The 21,824-nt window shown below is 64.1% G+C and carries 15 protein-coding genes, 2 pseudogenes and 1 riboswitch; of the genes and pseudogenes, 15 read left to right on the forward strand and 2 right to left on the reverse strand.

The window, feature by feature from the left end; translation table 11 throughout:
- Window positions 1-143: 143 nt before the first annotated feature.
- The 8 genes and pseudogenes from AC27E8_RS14520 to AC27E8_RS14555 form a co-directional block, all read left to right on the forward strand.
- A pseudogene (locus AC27E8_RS14520) lies at window positions 144-1,127 on the forward strand (aldehyde dehydrogenase family protein); the annotation flags it as partial.
- Between the two features lie 156 nt (window positions 1,128-1,283).
- On the forward strand, window positions 1,284-1,706 hold the full coding sequence (locus AC27E8_RS14525; RefSeq protein ID WP_012810150.1) for a Na-translocating system protein MpsC family protein: 423 nt from the start codon (window positions 1,284-1,286) through the stop codon (window positions 1,704-1,706).
- Between the two features lie 280 nt (window positions 1,707-1,986).
- The gene (locus AC27E8_RS14530) at window positions 1,987-3,501 is read left to right on the forward strand and encodes an NADH dehydrogenase subunit 5 (protein WP_487099978.1); all 1,515 of its coding nucleotides are present in this window, start codon (window positions 1,987-1,989) and stop codon (window positions 3,499-3,501) included.
- Window positions 3,498-6,038: a putative inorganic carbon transporter subunit DabA gene (locus tag AC27E8_RS14535; protein ID WP_487099979.1), complete on the forward strand. Its 2,541-nt coding sequence runs from the start codon at window positions 3,498-3,500 to the stop codon at window positions 6,036-6,038. The genes AC27E8_RS14530 and AC27E8_RS14535 overlap by 4 nt, the downstream gene beginning before the upstream one ends.
- Window positions 6,039-6,288: 250 nt before the next feature.
- On the forward strand, window positions 6,289-7,143 hold the full coding sequence (locus AC27E8_RS14540) for a hypothetical protein (protein WP_487099980.1): 855 nt from the start codon (window positions 6,289-6,291) through the stop codon (window positions 7,141-7,143).
- A 71-nt stretch (window positions 7,144-7,214) separates the two neighbouring features.
- Window positions 7,215-8,662, forward strand: a pseudogene (gene pelF / locus AC27E8_RS14545) (GT4 family glycosyltransferase PelF).
- A complete protein-coding gene (locus AC27E8_RS14550; RefSeq protein ID WP_487099981.1) occupies window positions 8,634-10,310 on the forward strand; it encodes a hypothetical protein in 1,677 nt (558 codons plus the stop codon). Before pelF ends, AC27E8_RS14550 begins: the two are co-directional and overlap by 29 nt.
- Complete coding sequence (locus AC27E8_RS14555) at window positions 10,297-11,355, forward strand: hypothetical protein (RefSeq protein ID WP_487099983.1); 1,059 nt, start codon at window positions 10,297-10,299, stop codon at window positions 11,353-11,355. The genes AC27E8_RS14550 and AC27E8_RS14555 overlap by 14 nt, the downstream gene beginning before the upstream one ends.
- 26 nt (window positions 11,356-11,381) lie before the next feature.
- On the opposite strand, the gene AC27E8_RS14560 is transcribed toward AC27E8_RS14555, so the two are convergent.
- A complete protein-coding gene (locus AC27E8_RS14560) occupies window positions 11,382-11,729 on the reverse strand; it encodes a lipopolysaccharide assembly protein LapA domain-containing protein (protein ID WP_487099984.1) in 348 nt (115 codons plus the stop codon).
- A 148-nt stretch (window positions 11,730-11,877) separates the two neighbouring features.
- Between AC27E8_RS14560 and AC27E8_RS14565 the strand changes: the two genes are divergently transcribed.
- The 4 genes from AC27E8_RS14565 to AC27E8_RS14580 all read left to right on the forward strand — a co-directional run bounded on the left by AC27E8_RS14565 (window position 11,878) and on the right by AC27E8_RS14580 (window position 17,870).
- On the forward strand, window positions 11,878-12,465 hold the full coding sequence (locus AC27E8_RS14565; protein WP_014463595.1) for a class I SAM-dependent methyltransferase: 588 nt from the start codon (window positions 11,878-11,880) through the stop codon (window positions 12,463-12,465).
- A gap of 171 nt (window positions 12,466-12,636) precedes the next feature.
- Window positions 12,637-14,295, forward strand: coding sequence for a kumamolisin KscP (gene kscP / locus AC27E8_RS14570; protein ID WP_487099985.1), 1,659 nt, complete (start codon window positions 12,637-12,639; stop codon window positions 14,293-14,295).
- A gap of 188 nt (window positions 14,296-14,483) precedes the next feature.
- Window positions 14,484-16,772 carry a 5-methyltetrahydropteroyltriglutamate--homocysteine S-methyltransferase gene (gene metE / locus AC27E8_RS14575; RefSeq protein WP_487099986.1) on the forward strand — a complete coding sequence of 763 codons (2,289 nt, stop codon included), beginning with the start codon at window positions 14,484-14,486 and terminating at the stop codon, window positions 16,770-16,772.
- Between the two features lie 84 nt (window positions 16,773-16,856).
- Window positions 16,857-17,870, forward strand: a complete 1,014-nt coding sequence (locus AC27E8_RS14580; RefSeq protein WP_487099987.1) for an LLM class flavin-dependent oxidoreductase — start codon at window positions 16,857-16,859, stop codon at window positions 17,868-17,870.
- A 57-nt stretch (window positions 17,871-17,927) separates the two neighbouring features.
- Here AC27E8_RS14580 and AC27E8_RS14585 read toward each other — a convergent pair whose 3' ends face one another.
- On the reverse strand, window positions 17,928-18,539 hold the full coding sequence (locus tag AC27E8_RS14585; RefSeq protein ID WP_487099988.1) for a flavin reductase family protein: 612 nt from the start codon (window positions 18,537-18,539) through the stop codon (window positions 17,928-17,930).
- Between the two features lie 177 nt (window positions 18,540-18,716).
- Window positions 18,717-18,819, forward strand: a riboswitch (guanidine-I (ykkC/yxkD leader).
- 88 nt (window positions 18,820-18,907) lie between these two features.
- Between AC27E8_RS14585 and AC27E8_RS14590 the strand changes: the two genes are divergently transcribed.
- Genes AC27E8_RS14590 through AC27E8_RS14600 form a run of 3 tightly spaced genes read left to right on the forward strand, consistent with a single transcriptional unit; the run spans window position 18,908 to window position 21,791 of the window.
- The gene (locus AC27E8_RS14590) at window positions 18,908-20,335 is read left to right on the forward strand and encodes an APC family permease (RefSeq protein ID WP_487099989.1); all 1,428 of its coding nucleotides are present in this window, start codon (window positions 18,908-18,910) and stop codon (window positions 20,333-20,335) included.
- A gap of 52 nt (window positions 20,336-20,387) precedes the next feature.
- Window positions 20,388-21,122, forward strand: a complete 735-nt coding sequence (locus AC27E8_RS14595) for an urea amidolyase associated protein UAAP1 (protein WP_487099990.1) — start codon at window positions 20,388-20,390, stop codon at window positions 21,120-21,122.
- Between the two features lie 15 nt (window positions 21,123-21,137).
- Window positions 21,138-21,791 carry an urea amidolyase associated protein UAAP2 gene (locus AC27E8_RS14600; RefSeq protein ID WP_487099991.1) on the forward strand — a complete coding sequence of 218 codons (654 nt, stop codon included), beginning with the start codon at window positions 21,138-21,140 and terminating at the stop codon, window positions 21,789-21,791.
- Window positions 21,792-21,824 lie beyond the last annotated feature (33 nt).

Raw genomic sequence — 21,824 nt, forward strand, 5'->3', positions numbered from 1 at the left:
TTATCCACAACAAAACGCATGCCTACAAAAATACAAATGAAAACACGGCGCATGCCTGTGGATAAGTCCGACAAGCCGCGCCGCAATAGGATCCCACATCCATCCATGAGTCTACGTGCTATGTCCAACTGTCGAAGTCGGGTTTGTCCATGCGCGCCTTGGCGCCTGCCGTCGCGTGCGGCAACGGTGTCGTCCTGAAGCCGCACGAAGAGGCTGCCATCACGGGCGGCACGCTGCTCGCGAAGGTGTTTGAGGAGGCGGGCGTGCCGAAGGGGCTGGTCAACGTCGTCGTGGCTGACGTCGCGGAGATCGGTGATGCGTTTCTCGAGCATCCGATTCCGAGAATCATCTCGTTCACCGGCTCCACAGCGGTCGGGCGGCATATCGCGGAGGTGGCGGGTCGGCACCTGAAGCGGGTGACCCTCGAACTGGGCGGCAACAGCGCGCTTATCGTGCTCGACGATGCCGATCTCGACCTCGCCGTCGACGCCGCGATATTCAGCCGGTTCACGCATCAGGGCCAAATCTGCATGTGCGCCAATCGCCTGATCGTCGTCAAGGATGTGTACGAGCAATTTCTCGGGAAATTTGTCGAACGCGTCTCGAAACTGAAGATGGGCAATCCTCGGGACCCCGAGACGGTCATCGGGCCGCTCATCAACCGCCGTCAGGTCGAGCGGCTGCTCGCCGTCGTCGATACGAGCCTTGAACAGGGCGCTCGAGTTGCCTATCGGGGACCCGTGGAGGGGAACGTCGTGGGGCCAGTGGTGCTCGTGGATGTGCGCCCGGAGATGGCGTGTGCCCGAGAGGAGATGTTCGGCCCCGTGGTGGCGGTCATACCCGTCGAGAACGAGGAAGACGCGGTGCGCGTGGCCAACGACAGCGACTACGGCCTGACGGGGGCTGTCATCACTCGCGACGTGGAACGCGGTGTGCGGATCGCCATGCAGGTGGAAACAGGGATGTTTCACGTGAACGACGGTACGGTGAACGACGAGCCTCTCGTGGCGTTTGGCGGCGAAAAGGCTTCGGGCGTCGGGCGGTACAACGGACAGTGGGGGATCGAGGAGTTTACCACGCTCAAATGGATTTCCATTCAGCGCGAACGGCGCCAGTATCCCATTTGACCACGCGGTCACGAGCGTCATGAGTACAGCGGGCCCGAGGATATCTCCGGGCCCCTCGGCCATGTTCCCCTTGTCGCCACGCGCATCCCCTTGTTACAATATTCACTGATGTCCAGCACGAGGCCGTGCAGCGACGGTGGATAGAGGGAGAGACACATGGCAGCATCCAAGCTGAAAGGCTGCATCGAGGCTGACATCTCGAACGCCTTGACGAAGTGGGAAAAGGACTATCTAGGGCGCGGCTCGGTCTCGGTCAAGACGGATATCCTGCGGGATATGATCATCGTTTCGCTGCATGGCATTCTTTCGTCCGCGGAGTATGCGCTTTGCGAGACATACGAGGGAATGTTGTCCGTTAAGCGGACGCGCACCAGCTTGGTGGAATCCGGTGTCGAGGATCTGAAAGAGATCATCCGCCGGATCACGGGCGAGGAAGTGAAGAGTTTCTTTACGGATTTGAGCACGCGGACGGGCGAGCGGATCATGGTGTTCCGATTGCATTCGGATCTCGAGCGGAAACTGGAGTCCGGCGAGTTCGAAGGCGGCCGCGAAGTCGTGGATGCGGGGCGGGACGCGTGACCGTCGCTTACGTGGGGTCATGTCCAGGCGAATGGCGGCGTAAAATCAATAGAGGAATGTCACCTATCTGTATCGGTACGGCGAGCGCAGCGCACAGCCTCTGGAGAAGGGGTTGACGAGGCGGTCCCGTATCGCCAACGTGACCGGGTGTTTGTTCAACTGGCGTGAGTTGACGAAAAACCGGCGTGACTCGAGGGACGGAGGTTTGAAACCTCTCTTCCGTCGAGCGCGCCGGTTTTTTGTATGTCAATGTCGAATGGCGCGGCGTAGGAGGGGACACATGGATTTCGTGAACGTTCGAGAAGTTGTAGCGGCCTGGGTGGTGGCCTGGATTGCCGCCGGTATGACGGGAGCCTTGGTTCAGCCTCTGCGCGAACCTTCGCGGCGCATTGGGATTCACCTTGCGAGCCTTGGCCTCGTGAGCCTCGTGTCGGTCGTCGGTCTTGTGACGGGGGCGACGGGTGTGCCATTGGGCCCGCTTCATCCGACCGGCCTCGGCTGGGCGATTTCGTTGTACATCAGTGCGCTTGGCCTCGTCGTTCAAACCTTTTCCGCACGTCACCTGGCCGGAGACGAGCGGTACGGCTCCTACTTGGCTTGGATGACCTGGATTTTGTTTTTTGCGAGTGCCGCTTGGATGGCAGACAATGTGTGGTTTTTCGCCGCGTGTTGGGTGGCGATGGACGCGGGGCTCATTCGGCTCATCGCGATGCAGCGTCGAAGCCGCGCCGCTCGGGCAGTGGCGCGGATGACCTGGGCGAGGCTCGCACCGAGCATGGCGGGCGTCCTTCTTCTTTGCAGCATGGCAGCATGGGCTGGGCAAACGTCGTCGCTCGGTGCGGGGATCCGCGCGCTCGCCGCGCACCCTGGCGCAAGCCTGGTCGCGGGCCTTCTTCTCGACATCGTGGCGCTCGCTCAGGCGGGCAACTGGCCATTCGGGCGCTGGCTGCTCGACTCCGCCGTAACGCCGACGCCCGTATCCGCTTTGATGCACGCCGGGTTCGTGAACGCGGGAGGGCTGCTTCTCGCCAAATTTTCTCCCGTCCTCGCGGCAAGGGGAATCCTCCCTCGCGCGCTGCTTGTGGCCGTGGCATGGATTAGCATCGCCATCGGCACGGGGATCCTCATGATCCATGCGGACTACAAGCGCCAGCTCGTCGCGTCCACGATGGCCCAAATGGGGCTCATGTTGACGGAGTGCGCAGTGGGTGCGTACGCCGTCGCGATGGTCCACCTGTTGCTGCATGGGCTGTTCAAAGCGACGCTCTTTCTGCGATCCGGCTCGGCCGTGCCGCGCCCAGACGAGGTATTGGTGAAGGCGGAGGAGCCCTCCCTTGGCTTTCCGTGGTCGCTGCTCGCTGGCTCAGCGTTGTTCCTGCTCTATACCCTGCCCCATCCGGCAGATGGGCTTCGCCTTCTGTCCGGTTTGCTGCTTGGCGCGGGATGTGCAGTTGCACTCACTTCCGCGATGACCCTACGGGTTGGGCGATGGGCGGGCGCCGCCGCTGTAGTTTTGGCAGGCGCGCTTGCGTTGGTGCTTCGCGACGAATTGATCCGTGCGTGGGAGGTCCTTCTGGGAACTCCACGACCGGTGGACGCGCAGCTCGCAGTTGCGGCCGCGGGCCTGATGGCGCTTCAGGCCGCGCTCTACGCTTGGCTTCGCAGTCGTTCTCGCGGTCCATGTTCCGTGCGCCTCTATGCGTGGCTCGCGTATCTCGGCGATGCGAGCCCGCATGCCATCGAAGCGCAGCCCGTGGCGCTTGAAACACTGGGAGAGGAGGCGATACTTTCGTGACCTCGTCACTCACGTTGCGTCCTGATCCCTGGACTCCGACATCCGCCGCAGCCGCGGCCGAGATAGCGCTCGACGTGACCGCCGTTCAATGGCCCCTCCCGGTGTGGATTGCGCGGCATCCCTGGCCGGAAATGGAACACATACCCTTTCTTGAGGCGATGCGGAGACTTCAGGCGCTCGGCGGGGTGCGGCTGTACCCCTCCTGGCGCCTGCTGCAGGACGCGTATTCCCGCGGAGAGATTGATCCAAACGCGCTCAAGGATCGTATGAATCGATACCTGGACCACCACGTCCCAGTGTCGCTGCGCGCGGCGTTTGCCCGTATTCAGCCCCGTCTTACGCAAGAGGAGGCCGAGCTTCCCATCACCGACGAAGCGGCGGCGCTCGCCGCGCGAACAGCTGCTCGCGTGGATCTGCCGCCTGAGGCGCTTCGCTTTGCGCTCCCGTCCGACGAATCGCGATGGCGCGTCGATGCGCTCACCGCGCGTTACCTTCGCCTGTACCTGGACCGGGGGCAGGCGGCGTGGCCGATGCCAGGGCGAGATCAGGGACTTTTCTCGGCTGCCCGCGCGCTCCTCATGCGCGATCCGTCGCTCGGCAAGGTGGAGAGGCGCCGAATGGAGGAGCTGCCGGAAGACCCGGACGCGGTGCTCGCGTTTGGGCTCGACCGGTTCCGCGTAGCGCCGCGCTTTGCGGCAGATTACTTTCGCGTGCATTATCTGCGCATGCCGGGCTTTGTGGGGGCGCTTCGGTATCAGGATAGGGAAGGCAGAGGCCAAGGCCGCCTGCTGCGCGAGTATCTGGCGTTGCGAGTGCTCCTGGAGTGGGCTTTTGCAGGGCCGGATGGCGTCTTTGCGCCGCATCCCGATCTCACCGGCCTGGCTCAGGCGGCTGCGCATGTCGCCGAGGCGGAGCACGACATGGCCGATGATCTCGTCCTGGTCGTGCACCGATACTTGACCGCGGATCGGTACGCTGTGTGGCTCGAGGCCTGGGAGCAGACGCTCGATGCGCATCTTGTCCAGTCTGGCGAGGCTCGCGTTCGCGCGCACGCAGTCGACGCCCAGTTGCTGTTCTGCATCGACGTCCGATCGGAGCCCTTGCGCCGTCACCTCGAGGCGCTTGGTCCATACGCGACGTACGGATGTGCCGGATTTTTTAACCTGGCGGTGCAGACACAGATCTTGGAGAGCGCGTATGCGCACCCGAGCTGTCCGGCTATCGTGACACCTGTGGCCCACATGCGGGAGCGAGCGATGGAGCCGAGCGCTTATCATCGCCGCCTCCGCGTCACAGGTGCTCTGCGGGCGATGTCGCTTTCGTTCAAGAAGTTGAAACAGGCAAGCGCGGCATCCCTCGCTTTGCCCGAACTGTCGGGCGGATATCTTGCGCTGCACGCCCTTCTCCAGTCGTTTCCGCGCGCATCGGCCCGGCTTCGCGGCTTCTTGCGCAATGGCCTGCTGCCCGTGGCCACGCAGTGGGAGCCTGCGGGCGAAGCGGATGACTCTGCGGCTTCAAGCCATTCAGCGGTTGGCGAAACTGCGCAGTTGTTCGCGTCGGCAGCCGCGGACTTGTTTCGCTCGATTGGGCTGACCGCGTTCGCGCCCATTGTCGTTCTCTGCGGCCACGAGGCGCGGGTCGAGAATCATCCACATCGGGCGGCGCTGGAATGCGGAGCCTGTGGCGGACAATCGGGACGGCACAACGCGCGACTGCTCGCGATGGCGCTTAATCAGGCGGACGTGAGACGCTTGCTTCGTCATCATCACGGCCTCCATATTCCGGACGAGACGGTGTTTCTCGCAGCGGTGCACGTCACGACGACGGACGAGATCGAGTGGATTGAGCTGCCGGGAATGTCTCCGGAAATGGAGCGCATGTGGCAGCAGCTCGACAGGGATTTGCGGCGAGCCGGAGCGCACGCGGCCGCCGAGCGCCTCGAGCAACTGCCCAGCGCAAAGGGGCGGATGGCTCGGCGTGAGGCCGTGCGCCGCGCGAGCGATTGGAGCGAAGCTCGGCCCGAGTGGGGGTTGGCGCGCAACCGCGCCTTTTGGATCGGCCGTCTGCCCCATCTCGATGCACAGCTGCGCGGCCAGGTGTTCGCGCACGACTACGATTGGCGGTGCGATCCCGACGGATCTCGCCTTCGCGCGATTGTGTCAGGTCCTGTGACTGTGGCGCAGTGGATCAATCTGCAGTATTACGCCTCAACGGTGGCGCCGCACGTCCACGGGGGAGGAAATAAAATCTTCCAGACGGTTACCGCCGGCGTAGGCGTGATGCATGGAAACGCAAGTGATCTGCTGCCGGGCCTTCCGTGGCAGTCGATTGCGGCCGACGACGGCCACCTGTACCACCGGCCGCTGCGGCTGACAGTGGTGATGGAAGTGCCCGTGGGGCACGCGGTCGACCTTCTCCGAGAGCATGACGACTTTCGTCAAAAGGTGAAAAACGGATGGCTGCGGCTGTGGGTGCTGGACCCGCAATGGAAGGCATGGTGGCCTGGCGACGAAGTCGTGAGACGCGCGCAGGCGTGACCGAAGTGCGTGGCGCTTTGTCATGGGGTTGTCACGTTTGGTGGTAAGCGCCCATTGCGTTACCTCCTGGTGTACCGTATCATGTGGCAACGAGGCATTCGTTCGTGCACAAAGGAATCGCGAAGGAATCAGGGGCTAGCTGCGATACCCAAGTGGGTTTGCAAGGGCGAATTTTCGTGTTTGAGCGCGGGGTGAGGGTGTGGTCGAACAATCCACACTGAGTTTCCATCAAGGCATGGAGCTCTATGCGATGGGAGAATACAGCGAAGCGCTGAAGGTGTTTTTGGAAGAGGCGAGATCGCTCGAGGGGAAGGTGCCGCAGCGGGCCGGGGTCGCATACCGCCAGGCGGCGCTCTGCGCACGGCGCCTCGGACGGATGGACGATTTCGACCACTATATGCGGCTCGCAGGCCGCGAATTCTTGCGGGCGAGCGAGTTGCCGGATCAGCCTGCCCAGCACATCCGAGAGTATTCGCTGCTAGCGGCTCAATGTTTTCTCGCAGTTGAAAATCTGGACCTGTCCTCTAAAAGCGTGACCCGAGCGAAGACGGTCGAGGTAGCCTTGGAGGAGCCCATGCCCGAGACGCTCGCCGCGGCTGGAGAAGAAGAACAAGAGGGACTGTCCGACGCTCGCGCCGGTTTGGGGGTTGGCGCGGGCGAGCCCGTGGACGAAGCGACGGAACACGGAGCTATTGAGCCGCATGGTGCGGGGCTCGGCGAGGACGCCAGACCCCTTCGCGAGGCCGCGGCAGGGGATGAGGAGAACGAATCACCGCGAAGTGAAACGCAAGACCATCTCGCGCGCGTCTTGCGGGAAGTGGAAACGCGGTTGACGGGCGCCACTGCCTTCGAGAGATTGGACGGTGCCCACGCTGGTCCTGCCGTGTCTGGAACGGGCGAGCAGGAGATCGGTACGGGTGAACCTGTCCCGCGGAACGAGCCTGCGCAGGCGCTGCCCCGCATGGAGGCGAGCTGGGCGGCTGAGGTGCTGGACGCAATTGGCGAGATCCACGCGCAGATGGTGGAGGCGGAGCGCCGCATGCTGGAGCTGGAGCGGCGGCTTCATCGGATGCTGCGCGAGCTGAGCGCGGAGGGACGCCTGTGAGGCCGCATAAGGTGCCAGTTTCGGACGTGTTGCTGGCCACCGAAGGCACGTATCCCTACACGCTCGGGGGCGTGAGTGCGTGGGCCGACCGGCTGATCCGCGGGCTTGCCGATCTGCGTTTCACGGTCTACGCGGTGGTCGCAAATCCCGGGGCGACGCCGCGCTACGCGCTGCCGGAAAACGTCGACCGGCTTCTGATGGTGCCGCTATGGGGGACGGATCGCCACGAGGAGTTCTCGTGGAATCCGCAGATGTCGTGGAACTTTGGGGTGCGCAAATCGTTTCAGCTCGATTTTCTGCCGGCCTACGAGGCGTTTTTGACAGCCTGCCTGCGGCCGGCTGAGGCGCGTCTGGACGAGGCGCTGGAGGCGCTTCGCGTGATGGCGGCATTCGCGGAGCGCGGGAACATGAAATACGCGCTTCGACACGCGAAGACCTGGGACATCCTTCGATCCCGCCTCTCAGAACATCCTTTGTTTCGCCACCTGAACTTGTTCGAGGCAGTGGACATCGGAAAGCTGTTGTATCGATACTTGGCACCCCTCGCCTTCCCGGTCCCGGAGGCTCGCATCTATCACGCTTCCGCGGCCGCCTTCTGCGCACTGCCGCTCGTGATCGCCAAAGAACGGTACCGCCGGCCGCTGCTCGTCACCGAGCACGGGGTGTATTATCGCGAGCGGCTGCTGTCCATCGGCAGGATGGAGCGGGCCGCGCCCTACCGCTACTTTCTCTCGAGTCTGTACGGCTTGGTGGTGCGCTTGGTGTATCAGGCCGCGGACAGCGTCGCGCCGGTGGCGAAATTCAACGCGCTGTGGGAACAAAAGCTCGGCGTTCCTCCTGAGCGGATTCATCCCATACCGAATGGCGTCGACCCGCGTGCGTTTCACATCACGCGCAATCCCGGATCAGGGAACCAGCCGCTTCGCCTCGTGATGATCGCGCGCATCGATCCGCTGAAAGACATTCACACCGCCATCCGCGCCATGCGTAGTCTTCACGAGACCTATGGGGGTCGGCCCGAGCTGGTGGGCGCCACGCTCACCATCTACGGGCCCGCGCCGGACCCCGCTTACGAGGCTTCGTGTCGCGATCTCGTCCGCGAGTACAGGCTGGAGAACGTCGTTCGCTTCGCCGGGCCGACGGACGACGTGAACGGCGCCCTCAACAGCGGAGATATCGCGGTCATGTCGAGCTCGTCCGAGGGATTTCCCTATGCCGCTGTGGAGGCGGTCATGGCGGGACGGCCATTGTGGCGACCAACGTCGGCGGGATGAGCGAGATTGTCCAGCCGCCGTACGGAATCCTCGTGCCGCCGCGTCGACCTCGGGAGCTGGCAGATGCCATCGCGCGGCTGGCGGCAAACCGCGGCCAACTGGCGGCGCTCGGGCGCCTAGGGCGAGAACGCATGCTGGCGGAATTTACACTTGATCGGTTTCTGGAACGGTATCGGGCGTGGTACAACGCTTGGGCGAGCGAAGGGGAGCGTGGGCATGAGCGCCGAGATCGAGAGACCGTTTGAAGGGTCGGGCGAGGACGAGATCCAGCAGCTGCACTCGCTCGCGTACCTCGTGGTGAGTCGACAACCCCATCCGCGCAACGTGCTCGAGGTGGCGGTTCACCTCGAGGACAGCGGCTATGGGAACGAGGCGGCCCAGGCCTTCGGCTTTCGCGATGTGTTCGACCTCGCTGAAGCAGTTTGGGAACGGATTCCTTTGTACCAGACGCCCGAGGAGATTGAGAAACCGAGCCCCATTGGATGGTTTCGGAAGGCGGCGGAACAGTACTTCCGCGGGGTCGGCTACACGGCCCCGTGGATGTTGAGCGTGTTGATGCTCTTCATCACGCGCGTGGCGCTTTGGTCGTCGCTCTCCGCCTCTCAGGAGGTCGCGACGGCGGTCAGCCTCGCGTTTTTCACGGCGACGGTGTGTGCCGGCGCCGTCTCGCAGGTGTTCGCTCTACGCGCGCTGTTTTACCTGGGTCAGAACAACTGGATCCTCTTCCGCTGGATTTCGACGCGCGCCATTGTGCACGGTTCAGCCGTGTCCGCGCTCGTCATTGCGCTCGTCTTCCGGTTCGCCATTGCGCCGGCATACGGCCCAGCGTACGGAAACCTCTTTCTCGAATATGCGCTCGCCATCTACGTCTTTCAGATTGCGCTGGCGCCGCTCTATCTCCTGCGGCGCATCCTCGGGCTTGCCGTGACCACGGCCGTCGCGCTCGTTATCACCTGGTTCGCCATATGGAACATCGAGCGCGTGAACAGCGGCGCGTATTTCGGCCAGGCCGTTCAACAGGCGCAGATCCTTGGACTGGTGATTGCCGGCGCAGGCGCGCTCATCGGCGTGTACTCATACGCCGTGTTGCGATCGCGGCGCCAGCTTCGCAGGCTCCTTCCCGAGGAAATCGGCGACGGCCCGCACGATCGCGACGTGCGCCGTGCCCCTGTACGCGTGCAGATTCCAAGGTTTCTGCCAGTGTGGCGTCAACTCTGGCCGTATGCGCTGTACGGGACGGGCTATTTCTCTATGCTGTTTGTGGACCGCATCGTGGCAGGTGTGCACTTCGGCGCGCTGCAGGGCGTGCACCATTACGTCTATCCGCCGACGTACGAACTGACGACGGATCTTGCCACGCTCGAGCTGTTTCCTATGATGGGGTTCGTTTTCTACTTCATGACCGAGCTCTCGGATCGATTCCTTGGGTGGATGATGCGCTATCGCGTCACTGAGGCTGAAGGGTTTCATCGCACGCTGTTTCGCTTCTTTATCACGCGCGTCGTACTGCTTTCCATCATCGGCATCGCGGTGGGGCTCGCGGCTCCCCCGGTCCTTTTGCACCTGCCGGCTACGCTCATCGCGCCCATTCTGGTGGCCGGTCCGCCGTATCAATGGGCGCTGCACCTCGCGGCCCTCACGTACGGCATTCTGCCCGTTGGGCTGTTCGCGAGCCAGTTCCTGTTCTTCTGGGGCGTGCGTTTCGCGTCTGCCCTCGCGGTGTGGGCCGGCACGCTCTTCGGCGGCCTGGTGGCGGCCGTGGCGGTGAATGGCAGCGATGCCTACGCCGTCTACGGCATGGTGACCGCCATCTTCGTGTTTTCGGCGGTCACGGTCATCGTAGGGATCCGAACCGCGCGAAGGGGAGATGTGCAACTGTATGCCAGCTATTGAGACTTCGCGCAGCGGGCGATTGCCCTATCGCCCCTTGGAGCGCGTCTTTTTGGCAATCACGCTGGTCATCTCGCTCGCGGTCGCCGCATGGGGCGTTTGGGTTGAGCGGCGCCCGCAGACCATGGCGCCGCTGCTTCGCGGCCCGGCCGGATCGCTCGTTCCGGTCGCCACGCCGGTAGTCACCGAATTTGATCAAGACTCGCAGGCGCCGCACCAGATCCAGGGCTCGACCTCCTGGCTCGTACCCCCCTATTATCAGTGGGAGGCGAACGGCAGCGCGGGCGCGAAACTCGGTTTCGTCCGCGTGCGCGGAGGGTTGCTGACGGTGGGCGTGCGAGCTGCCACGCCGGACTTCCGCGGCTATTTCCTCACGACGAGGGATCCGTTCCCGGCAGGATGGTATGCGCACACCTGGGCTGTTTCTCCGCCCGCGGTTACGTCGGGCGTGGGAGAGTTGGTGTTTGCCGTGCAGACGGCGACGACGGACCAGACGGGGCTCATCAACTACGTGTTTGTGTCCCTCGTGACGACGCGCGTCCGCGGTCATCTTCGTTCAACGTGGGAGATTGGCTACGCCTACGGATACGAGAAAAACGCGCACAGCGTGATTCTGAAAAAGATTCCCGAGAGCGCGGTTCAACCTGAAGGCGGAATGTATCACCTGGTGATTTGGACGAATGGCTCCACGGCGTATCGCGCCTGGATCAACGGCGTGGAGGTGTACGCATCCGACACACTCCACATGCAGATTGCGCCGCCATTTGACGCGTACCTGGAGGTTCAGGAAAAGAACACGCCGTACGCGGTGCAGTACCGGCGTTTCGCCGCCGTGCAAGCAGGCGGTGTCCTTCTGCGCGGCCTCCCCGCGCGCGCGGAAGTCTTGTGGCAGGGACACGCGTATCGCCCGAAGAGAGGTATCGTGGTGTTGCCCGTGTCCGCGCAGGCGGGAGAGGCAACCGGGCGCCTGTCTATCGCCATGGATGGCAAGGAGACAGGTGGCGAAGTGACGCTCTGGTCCGGGCAGGAGCTCGCGTACGAGTCGTGAGACCTTGGGGCAATCTTGCGTCCGCTCTACAGGTGAGGCGGTTCCGGTTCTCTCGATGTGCCGCTCTGTTCGGCGCCCCCGTGTTCGGCGCCCCCGTGCCCAGTCGCCGAGTTGCCTTGGCGTGCAAAGCTCGACTCGAGTTCGGCGATTCTTCGCTCTCGTGACCGGATTTCACCGCGCATGCGCCAGGCGTGGATGGACCAGAGGATGGCCATCAGGATCATGCCGAGCAGCACCGACAGGAGGATGACGAGCACCAGGTTGACGCGCGCCTGAGTGAAGACGAAGTTGACCGAGACGTCCGTCGAATTGGCGAGCGTGAAGACGACGATGAGAACCGCGAAGACGACCGCTCCAAGCACCTTCCACCGCATGAAAGCGCACCTCCTCACGAGTTATTGCCAGTATACCATCCGGGGCATCGGGGCATGTAGAACTTGACAAACGGCGCGGTGTGCGCGACGCTCGGGGTACAAAGCAAGCTACCCTGGTGTCGCGGATGCCCGGGAGGGAGGAAATCACATGCCTCACGTGTTTCGACCTGAGCACGCTGCGCGCCTCGTGGGTGAAGAGCGCGAGCGGCTGCTGCCGCCGGATCGGATCATCGATGCGATGAAGATGGACGGACAAGAGGATGTCGTCGACATCGGCGCGGGGCCCGGCTTTTTTGCCCTGCCGCTGGCGCGCCGCACGCAGGGGACGGTGTACGCTGTCGATTTGTCGCCGGAGATGCTCGCCATGCTGAGCGAGCGTGCGCGACAGGCGGGACTTGACCATGTGCAGGTCCTCGAAGCGACGGCCGATCAGCTTCCGTTGCCCGACGAGTCCGTCCATCGCGCCCTCATGGCCTTCGTCCTCCACGAAGTGCCGGACCAAGCGGCGGCGCTCCGCGAGGTGTATCGCGTGCTTCGCCCGGGCGGGAGATTCCTGCTGCTCGAATGGGACAAGCGTCCCATGGAGATGGGGCCACCCGTCGAGGAGCGTTTGTCGATCCACGCGTGTGAGGAGGCGCTTCGCACGGCCGGCTTTGAGATCCTTCATCGCATTTTTCCGAACGACGTCCACTACGGAATTGTGGCCGAGCGCCCAGGCCGCCCGTCCACGCCGTGAGCACCCGGCTGCATGTAGGACAGCAGGGGAGTCTCAGGCTCGGCGTAGCCGACCGCAGATGCCTAAATCTTGCGTAAAATCCACAACTTTTCCTCCAGCCGTGCTATACTGAGGAGAGCGAAGCCTGAAGCCCTGCATGCCCATCCGACTAGGAGAATGGAGTGGAAGGCGATGAGCGACATGGAGAAGCCTTGGAAGGAAGAGGAGAAGCGCGAGGTCCTCGCGGGGCACGCTCGCAGGCAGGCGCCGCAGGCTGTCGATAAGGGACCGGTGACCGGGGACCAGCGGATTTCCGTTACGGTCGTGCTGCGCCGCCAACGAGGCGATGAACTCGAGGCGCATGTGGAACGCCAGGCCGCGCTCGCACCTCACGCGCGAGTGCATCTGGAGCGAGAAGCGTTTGCCGCTTCGCACGGCGCTTCGCTCGACGACTTTGCGGAGATTCGAAAGTTCGCGGAAGCGCACGGGCTCACGCTCGATCGCGCCCACGTGGCTGCGGGCACCGCGGTGCTGAGCGGCCCGGTGGACGCCGTTAACCAAGCGTTTGGGGTCGAGTTGCGCCATTTCGATCATCCAGACGGATCCTATCGAAGCTACGTCGGCGACGTGCGTGTGCCGGCTTCCATCGCGCCTCTGATTGAAGCGGTGCTTGGCCTCGACACGCGCCCGGTGGCGCGGCCCCACTTTCGGCTGCGGAGGCGCACCGAGGGCGAGTTTGAGGCGAGATCGCAGTCCGCGGCGCCGACTGCGTACACGCCGCTCGACGTCGCGCAGGCGTACCAATTTCCCGAGGGGCTCGACGGACAGGGGCAGTGCATCGCCATCATCGAATTGGGCGGCGGCTACGACGAGCAGTCTCTGGCGCAGTACTTCGCATCGCTTGGCGTGTCCGTGCCGCAGGTGGTGAGCGTCTCGGTGGACGGCGCCACCAATCAGCCCACGGGCGATCCGAACGGCCCGGACGGCGAGGTCGAGCTCGATATCGAAGTGGCGGGAGCGCTCGCCCCGGGCGCCAAGATTGCCGTGTATTTCGCGCCGAACACGGACGCCGGCTTCCTCGACGCCATCACGACCGCGGTTCACGATCCGACGCACAAGCCGTCCATCGTGTCCATCAGTTGGGGTGGCCCTGAGGACAGTTGGGCGTCGGCGTCCATCGCGGCGATGAACCGCGCGTTTCTGGACGCGGCCGCGCTGGGGGTGACCGTCCTCGCCGCGGCGGGCGACAGCGGATCCACGGACGGCGAGCAGGACGGCCTGTACCACGTCGACTTTCCCGCGGCGTCGCCGTACGTGCTGGCCTGCGGCGGTACGCGGCTTATGGCGAGCGCGGGCCGCATCGAGCGAGAGACCGTGTGGAACGACGGCCCCGATGGCGGATCGACGGGCGGCGGCGTGAGCCGCATCTTTCCGCTGCCCTCGTGGCAGGAGCGCGCGAACGTGCCTCCTTCGGCGAATCCGGGCGCTGGCAGCGGCCGCGGCGTGCCGGATGTGGCCGGCAATGCCGATCCGGCCACGGGGTACGAGGTCGTGATCGACGGTGAGACCACGGTCATCGGCGGGACGAGCGCCGTGGCGCCGCTTTTCGCCGCGCTGGTGGCCCGCATCAACCAGAAGCTCGGCAAGCCAGTCGGCTATTTGAACCCGACGCTCTACCAGTTGCCTCCGGAGGTGTTTCACGACATCACCGAGGGCAACAACGACATCGCGAACCGGGCGAGGATCTATCAGGCGGGGCCGGGATGGGATCCGTGCACGGGGCTCGGGAGCCCCATTGGGATCCGATTGCTTCAGGCGCTGCTGCCGAGCGCCTCACAGGCCCAGCCGTAACGCGCGACCTCGCTTCAGGCAAGGAATACAATTGCGAAAGTTTGCAAGCGATGCTATAGTAGCGCCACGTAGAGACGGCGTCGGCACATGGCGACGCCCGGACGAACATCCGGGCGCCGCTTGTGTGTATCAGGGCCTGTTGCCCATCGCGGCGCCAGCCTTGATTCTGCGAAGGAGGAGAGCACAACTTGGCCTTCACCGCCACAATCGGATTTCCCCGCATGGGGCCTCGCCGCGAGCTCAAGCGGATGGTGGAACAGTTTTGGCAGGGCAAAATTGGGGAGGACGAGCTCACGTCCCGTGCTGCGGAACTGCGAAAACTGCGCTGGCAGGTGCAGAAGGACCGCGGCGTCGAGTGGATCGTCGCGAACGACTTTTCCTTCTACGATCACGTCCTGGACGCAGCTTGTTTGTTTCAGGCCGTTCCCGAGCGGTTCCGCGCATTGCCGTCGGGATCGCTTCAACAATATTTTGCTATGGCGCGCGGCACGCAGGACGCCACCGCGCTCGAGATGACGAAGTGGTTCGATACCAACTATCACTACCTGGTGCCGGAGCTCGAGCCTAAGCAGGTGTTCACGCTCGGCGTGAACAAGCCGCTCAACGAATATCTGGAGGCGAAGGCGCTGGGGATGGAGACGGTGCCTCAGCTCGTGGGCCCCACCACTTTCCTCAAGCTCTCCAAGGTGGTGGGCGGGGAGGCCGATCCGCTGTCGCTTCTTCCCAACCTCATCCCGGCGTACGAGGCGTGGCTTGCGTCTCTACACGAGGCGGGGGCCGCGTGGGTGCAGCTGGACGAGCCCGCGCTCGTGCTGGATCTCAGCGACGCCGAGCGCCAGGCGTTTGTGGACGCATACGCCGCGCTGGCGAAGGTAGCTCGCCCGAACATCCTCGTGGCGACGTATTTCGGCTCGCTCGGGGACAACCTGGCCATAGCGCTCGAGCTCCCCGTCGAGGGCCTGCATCTGGATCTCGTCCGTGGTCCAGACGCGCTTCAACAGGTTCATGCGCTCGGGTGGCCGAAGGGGCGCCGCCTGTCGCTCGGCGTCATTGATGGGCGCAACGTCTGGCGGGCCGATCTCGACACCGCCTACGCGCATCTGGAGCAGGGCGTGCACCTGGCTGGCGCGGAGCACGTGATGATTGCGCCCTCCTGTTCGCTCCTGCACGTGCCGTGGGACGTGGAACTCGAGACGGACATGGATCCGGAGATCAAGTCGTGGCTCGCGTTTGCGCTGCAGAAGTTGGACGAGATCGCGCTATTGAAGCGGGCCCTTGACGAAGGGCGGTCGGCCGTCGAGGCGCAACTAGAGGCCAATCGCTCGCTTCTCGCGTCCAGGCGGGCGTCGGCGAGGTTGAACCGCGAGGACGTGCGCGCTCGGCTCGACGAGGTCAAGACCTGGAAGCTCGAGCGCCAGTCCCCGCACGCGGTGAGGAAGGAAAAGCAGGCGTCGCGGTTCAAGCTCCCGCTCCTGCCCACCACGACCATCGGCTCGTTTCCGCAGACGCAAGCGGTGCGAGACGCTCGCGCGAAGTGGCGCAAGGGCGAGTGGACGACGGATGAGTACGAGGCGTACCTGCGGAGCGAAATCCGGCGGTGGATCGACATTCAGGAGGACATCGGGCTCGACGTGCTCGTGCACGGGGAGTTCGAGCGGACGGACATGGTCGAGTACTTCGGCGAGATGCTCGACGGCTTCGTGTTCACGAAGCACGGGTGGGTGCAGAGCTACGGTTCCCGCTGCGTGAAGCCGCCCATCATCTACGGCGACGTGGCGCGGCCGGAGCCGATGACGGTCCGCTGGAGCACGTACGCGCAGTCGCTCACCGAAAAGCCCGTGAAGGGCATGCTCACGGGGCCAGTGACCATCCTGCAGTGGTCGTTCGTGCGCGACGACATTCCGCGCGCGGAGACGTGCCGGCAAATTGCGCTCGCCATCCGCGACGAAGTGCTGGATCTGGAAGCGGCGGGCATCGGCATGATTCAGATTGACGAGCCTGCGCTGCGCGAGGGATTGCCGCTCCGGCGCGCGGACTGGGAGGCGTATCTCGACTGGGCCGTGGAGTGCTTCCGCATTGCGTCGTCTGGCGTGCGCGACGAGACGCAGATTCACACGCACATGTGCTACGCGGAGTTCAACGACATCATGCCGGCCATTCAGGCCATGGATGCGGACGTCATCTCGATTGAGACGTCGAGATCGCACATGGAACTCCTGAAGGCGTTCGAGCACTTCCGCTACGAGAACGACATCGGCCCGGGCGTGTACGACATCCACAGCCCGCGCGTCCCATCGGTCGACGAGATGGTGGAATTGTTGCGCAAGGCGGCGAGCGTGATTCGTCCCGAGCAGCTGTGGGTAAATCCGGACTGCGGTCTGAAGACGCGCGGTGAGCCCGAGACCGTGGCTGCGCTGCGGAACATGGTGGACGCGGCACAGCGCATGCGCGCAAGCCTGTCTCAGCCTGTCAGTTGACGCCGTTTCGGCACGGTCTGCCTCCGGGGGTATAATGGCGTTGGGCCGATTGCGCCCGCTTGGAACCGGGAGGAGGCCTGCTCAATGGACTGGGGTTTGACCAAGGGCGAGACGGCGCTGTCTGTGCTCGATCTCGTCCCCATTACGGAAGGAAGTACGCCTGAGGAGGCGTTTCGAAGGAGCGCGGAACTGGCGCAGCACGCGGAGCGGCTCGGCTACCGGCGATTCTGGGTGGCGGAGCACCATAGCATGCCGGGCATCGCGAGTTCCGCCACGGCCGTCGTGATTGCCTATCTGGCGCAGCACACGCGGACGATTCGCGTCGGCTCGGGCGGGGTCATGCTCCCGAACCACGCGCCGCTCGTGGTGGCGGAGCAGTTCGGGACGCTCGCGTCGATGTTTCCCGGCCGGATCGACCTCGGCCTCGGCCGGGCGCCGGGCACCGACGCCCCGACCATCCGCGCGCTCGGCGGCGATCCGGACCGCCACGGGCACGATTTTCCCGAGCGCCTCGCGGAGCTTATGCGGTATTTCCATCCGCCGGAGGACGAGGCGCGCCGGGTGCACGCCGTGCCCGGCGAAGGGATGGACATCCCCATCTGGCTCTTGGGCTCAAGCGACTTCAGCGCGCGGCTCGCGGCGGAACTTGGCCTGCCGTTCGCGTACGCGAGTCACTTCGCGCCAGATTACCTGATGATTGCCCTCGAGACGTACCGGGCGAACTTCCGTCCCTCGCAATGGCTGAAGGAGCCGTACGCGATGGTCGGCGCGGCGGTGGTGGCGGCGCCGACGGACGAGGAAGCTCGCTTTCTCGCGACGTCCTCGCAGCTTCAACAGCTCTCGCTGATCCGCGGCAAGCCGTCGCGCCTCAAGCCGCCTGTGGAGCGCGTGCAGGATCTGTGCTCGCCGTACGAGTGGCAGGTCCTCCAGACGCGCGGGCGCCTCGCCATCGTCGGCGGGCCGGACACGGTGCGGAACCGCCTCCGCGCGTTCGTCGAGGCGACGAAGGCGGACGAGGTCATTGTCACGTCTCAGATCTACGATCACGCCGCTCGCCTGCGATCCTTCGAAATCGTCGCGGACGTCATGCGGGCGTGAAAAGGCCCGGGTTCCTGTTCTCAGGAGCCCGGGCCTTTTCGTATCTGGGCGAACCGCTCACTTGGGCCGCTCGAGCGTGAACACCCGGCCGAGCAGGCTGTAATCGTTGCCGGCGAGCCGGGCGACGGGGGCCAGTTGATGCGGATCAATCCGCCCTTCGTGATACAGCGATTCGTCGACGTGGAAGCGGACGACGCGGCCGATGAGCAGGTCGCAGGCTGGAACGCCGCTGCGGCCTCCCAGGGGAAGTGCCCGCTCGAGGACGCATTCCATTCGCACGCGCGCCTCGCGCACCCCAGGGACTTCGACGGCGTCGCTTGCGACGGGCGTGAGCCCGGCCAGTTCCACTTCGCTCTGATCCGGCGGCAGTGTCGCCGCCGTTTGATTGATGGGTTCGGTGTATGGCTCGCTCACAATGTGGACGACAAACTCGCCTCGGTCCATGGCATTGCGCGCCGTGTCCTTCGGCTTTCCACCCTGGCGCTGCACCGACACGGAGACCATCGGCGGATCGGACGTGACGACGTTGAAAAAGCTGAACGGGGCCGCGTTCAGCACGCCGTCCTTCGAGAGCGTCGTCACAAACGCAATCGGCCGCGGAATGACGGTGCCAATGAGGAACTTGTAGCACTCGAGCGGCGTCATCTCCTCCGGATTGAGTGACAGCACGTCGATCACCTCTCTCCAAGCTTGCCCTCTTGTGAGGCGAAAGTCAAATACCCATACAGGTACATGTACATAGAAAGAAAGCGGTTGCGGTTTTGTTTGTGTAATATTACTTAACAATTTTTCTGAAAATCTCGCCGAATCTGTTGAACTTCCCGGCGAATCATGATATAGATAGTGACACAAGGTCTCTAGGGTTCCGCCGGCAAGGCCGGGTCTGGTCCGAGAGAGGCCAGCTCTCGAGCGCTCGAGAGCCGCACGGAGGGATAAAAGCCCGGGAGGTCCTGCTTTCTTGGGTTTTTGTCCCTTTTTTCATTCTCGGAAACGACAATTGGGTAGAAAACCTGACAAACGAGCGAGGAGGGTTCCCTGTGGAGGATTCGGTCGCCTTTGTCGACGCCGCGCGCCTGGAGCATCTGGGCTATCGACAGCAGTTGAGCCGGAAACTCAGCCTGCGTGACGTGGTGGGGCTCGCCATCGCCAACGTGTCGCCGACGATGGCGGTCTTGCTCCTGACGTCCGGCGTGTTTTCCATCGGCGGCACCTTTGCCATCGGGGCCGACGTCATTCTGGGCGCCGTCGTCATTCTCATCTCCATGTGCCTCGCGGAGTTGGGGTCCATGTTTCCGGTGGCGGGCGGCATGTACTCGCTCGTCCGCTTCGTGCTGCCAGCGCCTCTCGCCTTCGTGACCCTGTTCAATTACCTCATTCAGGGCGTCATCCTTCCGGCGAGCATCGCGCTCGGGATTGGCCAATTCGTCAAGGACCTCTTTCCTCATGTGCCGCTGTCGGAGCCGATGATTTCGCTCGTCTCCGTGGCCGTCGCCGTCGCGATTGGCGTCGTCCGCGTGGAACTCGGCGCGTACGTGACCATGGCCATGGTGTTCGTGGAGCTGCTCGTGCTGTCGACGGTCACGGTGGCTGCCTGGATCCACCCGCATCAGTCGCTCTGGGCGGTGACGTTTCACCCTGTGTATCTGGATGGCAGCGCACTGCGGCCCGTGACCATCGCGATGATGGCGGCGAGCCTCGCGCCGGCCTTTAACATCATCAACGGTTACGACGCGACGCTCGGGTTTGCTGAGGAACTGGTGGGCGGGCCGAAAAAGCTCGCGCGCGCCGTCATCACCGCCGCCACGACGGCGGCCATCGCCATTGTCGTCCCGCTCACCTCGGCCGTGGTCACCGCGCCCAACTTGAAGGCGTTCTTCGGCGCCGCGAGTCCCGTCATCTATGCGGTCGAATCGTCCCTCGGCCCGAATTTCCGGATTGTTCTGGATATCGGGGTGTGCATCGCGCTGTTCAACTCCATGCTGGTCTACTTCATGTACTTCGGCCGCGTGTTTTACACCACCGGGCGCGACGGCCTGTGGTGGCGATGGGCGAATCGACGCGTGGGACAGGTGAATCGCTTCAAGGCGCCAGGGCTCTGTGTGCTCCTGCTTGGGCTGCCGACCGCCGTGCTGCTATTCATGAGCCAACTGAACTGGCTCATCATCTTCTCCGGCACGGTCACGACCGTCGTGTACTTCTTCATCGGCCTGGCCGCCATCTGGAGCCGGGTGAAATTCCGGGATGATCCCCGTCCTTATCGGATGCCTGCATGGCCCATCGCGCCCGCGGTGGTGACCTTGTTCACCGCCTTCGCCATCGTCACGCAGGAGGCGCAATACCTGCTCGGCGAGGCCGTGCTCGCGGCGGCTTCCCTCGCGTGCTACGCGCTGTCGCGCTGGGTTTGGCGATCGCGCCAGGCTGCGGACGGCGAGGCCGAATGGCAGGAGGACGCCGTCAGCGGCTGACGCGAGTTCGAGTCCACCGTCCATGCCCATTCACGAAGGAGGTCTTCTAGACATGTCCATGGCTCTGTCGTCGTTCACGCCGCTTTACACGCTCTCCATTCCATCGGGCGGCCGCTGGTCCATGCGCATCGGCCGCGGCAAGCGCCTCGTGGTGCGCGCCGAAGGCTCCGGTGCGAACGCCGCCCTGTGGCTCTACCGCGCCGATCATCCGGCGGAGCGCCTGAACGTGCCCGACACGCTTAAGGCCCAGCACACGGCGAAGATCTCGCTGTACGACGTGCTGATGAGCGACGAGGGGCGCGCGATGGCGACCGTCGTGCACGACACGGTCGGCTGGCACGATCCGCTCTCCGGCGTGCAGACGAGGGCGGACGTCGACCGGCGCTATGGCGAGACCAACTTCCAGCGCCACCGCAACGCCATGCTCCGCTCCGGCTACGAAAACGCCGTAAAGGAGCTCGTGCGAAACGGCTTGGACGCGGGCGATCTCGTCCCTCCCGTGAACCTCTTCTCCAAGGTGTGGTGCGACGAATCCGGCCGCATGCACTTTGTCTCGGAGTTTGCGCCGAAGGGCAGCGAAATCGGGCTGCGCATGGAGATGGACGTGATCGCCATCGTGAGCAACACGCCGCATCCGCTCGACCCGCGCAGGCCGTATCCGTCCGTGCCGCTCACCCTCTCGGTCTACCAGGACGAACCGACGGATCCGCGCGATCCGCGCCTCAAGACGGACGAGGCGCGCAGAGCGATGGAAAACACCGTGTGGCAATACGCGCTTTTGCGCTGAACAAGGAGGATGTGTATGCCATCTCTTGCGTTTGATCGCGATCGCGACCTGGTCACAGCTGACACCCGCCTGGTCCTGCCGAGTGGAGAAGGGTTCATGTGCACGCTCCAGCCGGGCGACGTGCTGCGCATTGTGGATCTCGAGGGAAACCAGGCCGTCGACACGCTGTTTTTCGACGCGGACCGCCCCTACGACCATTACAGCGCTGCGAAGACCATCGCGGCGCAGGGCAACATCTACCTCACCACTGGTTCTGTGCTCCTCACCGAGTCCGGACGGCCGCTCATGCGGATTGTCGAGGACACCTGCGGCCGGCACGACACGCTGGGCGGCGCGTGTTCGGCCCAGAGCAACACCGTGCGCTACGGCCACGACAAGGTGCACATGCACAACTGCCGCGACACCTTCATGCTGCAGATTGCCATGCACGAGCCGCGCCTCGCGAAGCGCGATCTCGCCCCGAACGTGAACTTCTTCATGAACGTCCCAGTGACGCCCGACGGCGGGCTGGAGTTCGCGGACGGCATCTCGGGCCCGGGCCGCTACGTGGAGCTGGAGGCGATGAGCCGGGTCATTGTGCTCATGAGCAACTGCCCGCAACTCAACAACCCGTGCAACGCATACAACCCCACGCCGGTCGAGATTGTCATCTGGCGGCGCGGGGTCTGAGTGGAGTCCATTCGGTCAGCGAGGGGGATGCCG

The organism is Alicyclobacillus sp. CIJ1 (assembly GCF_057538885.1).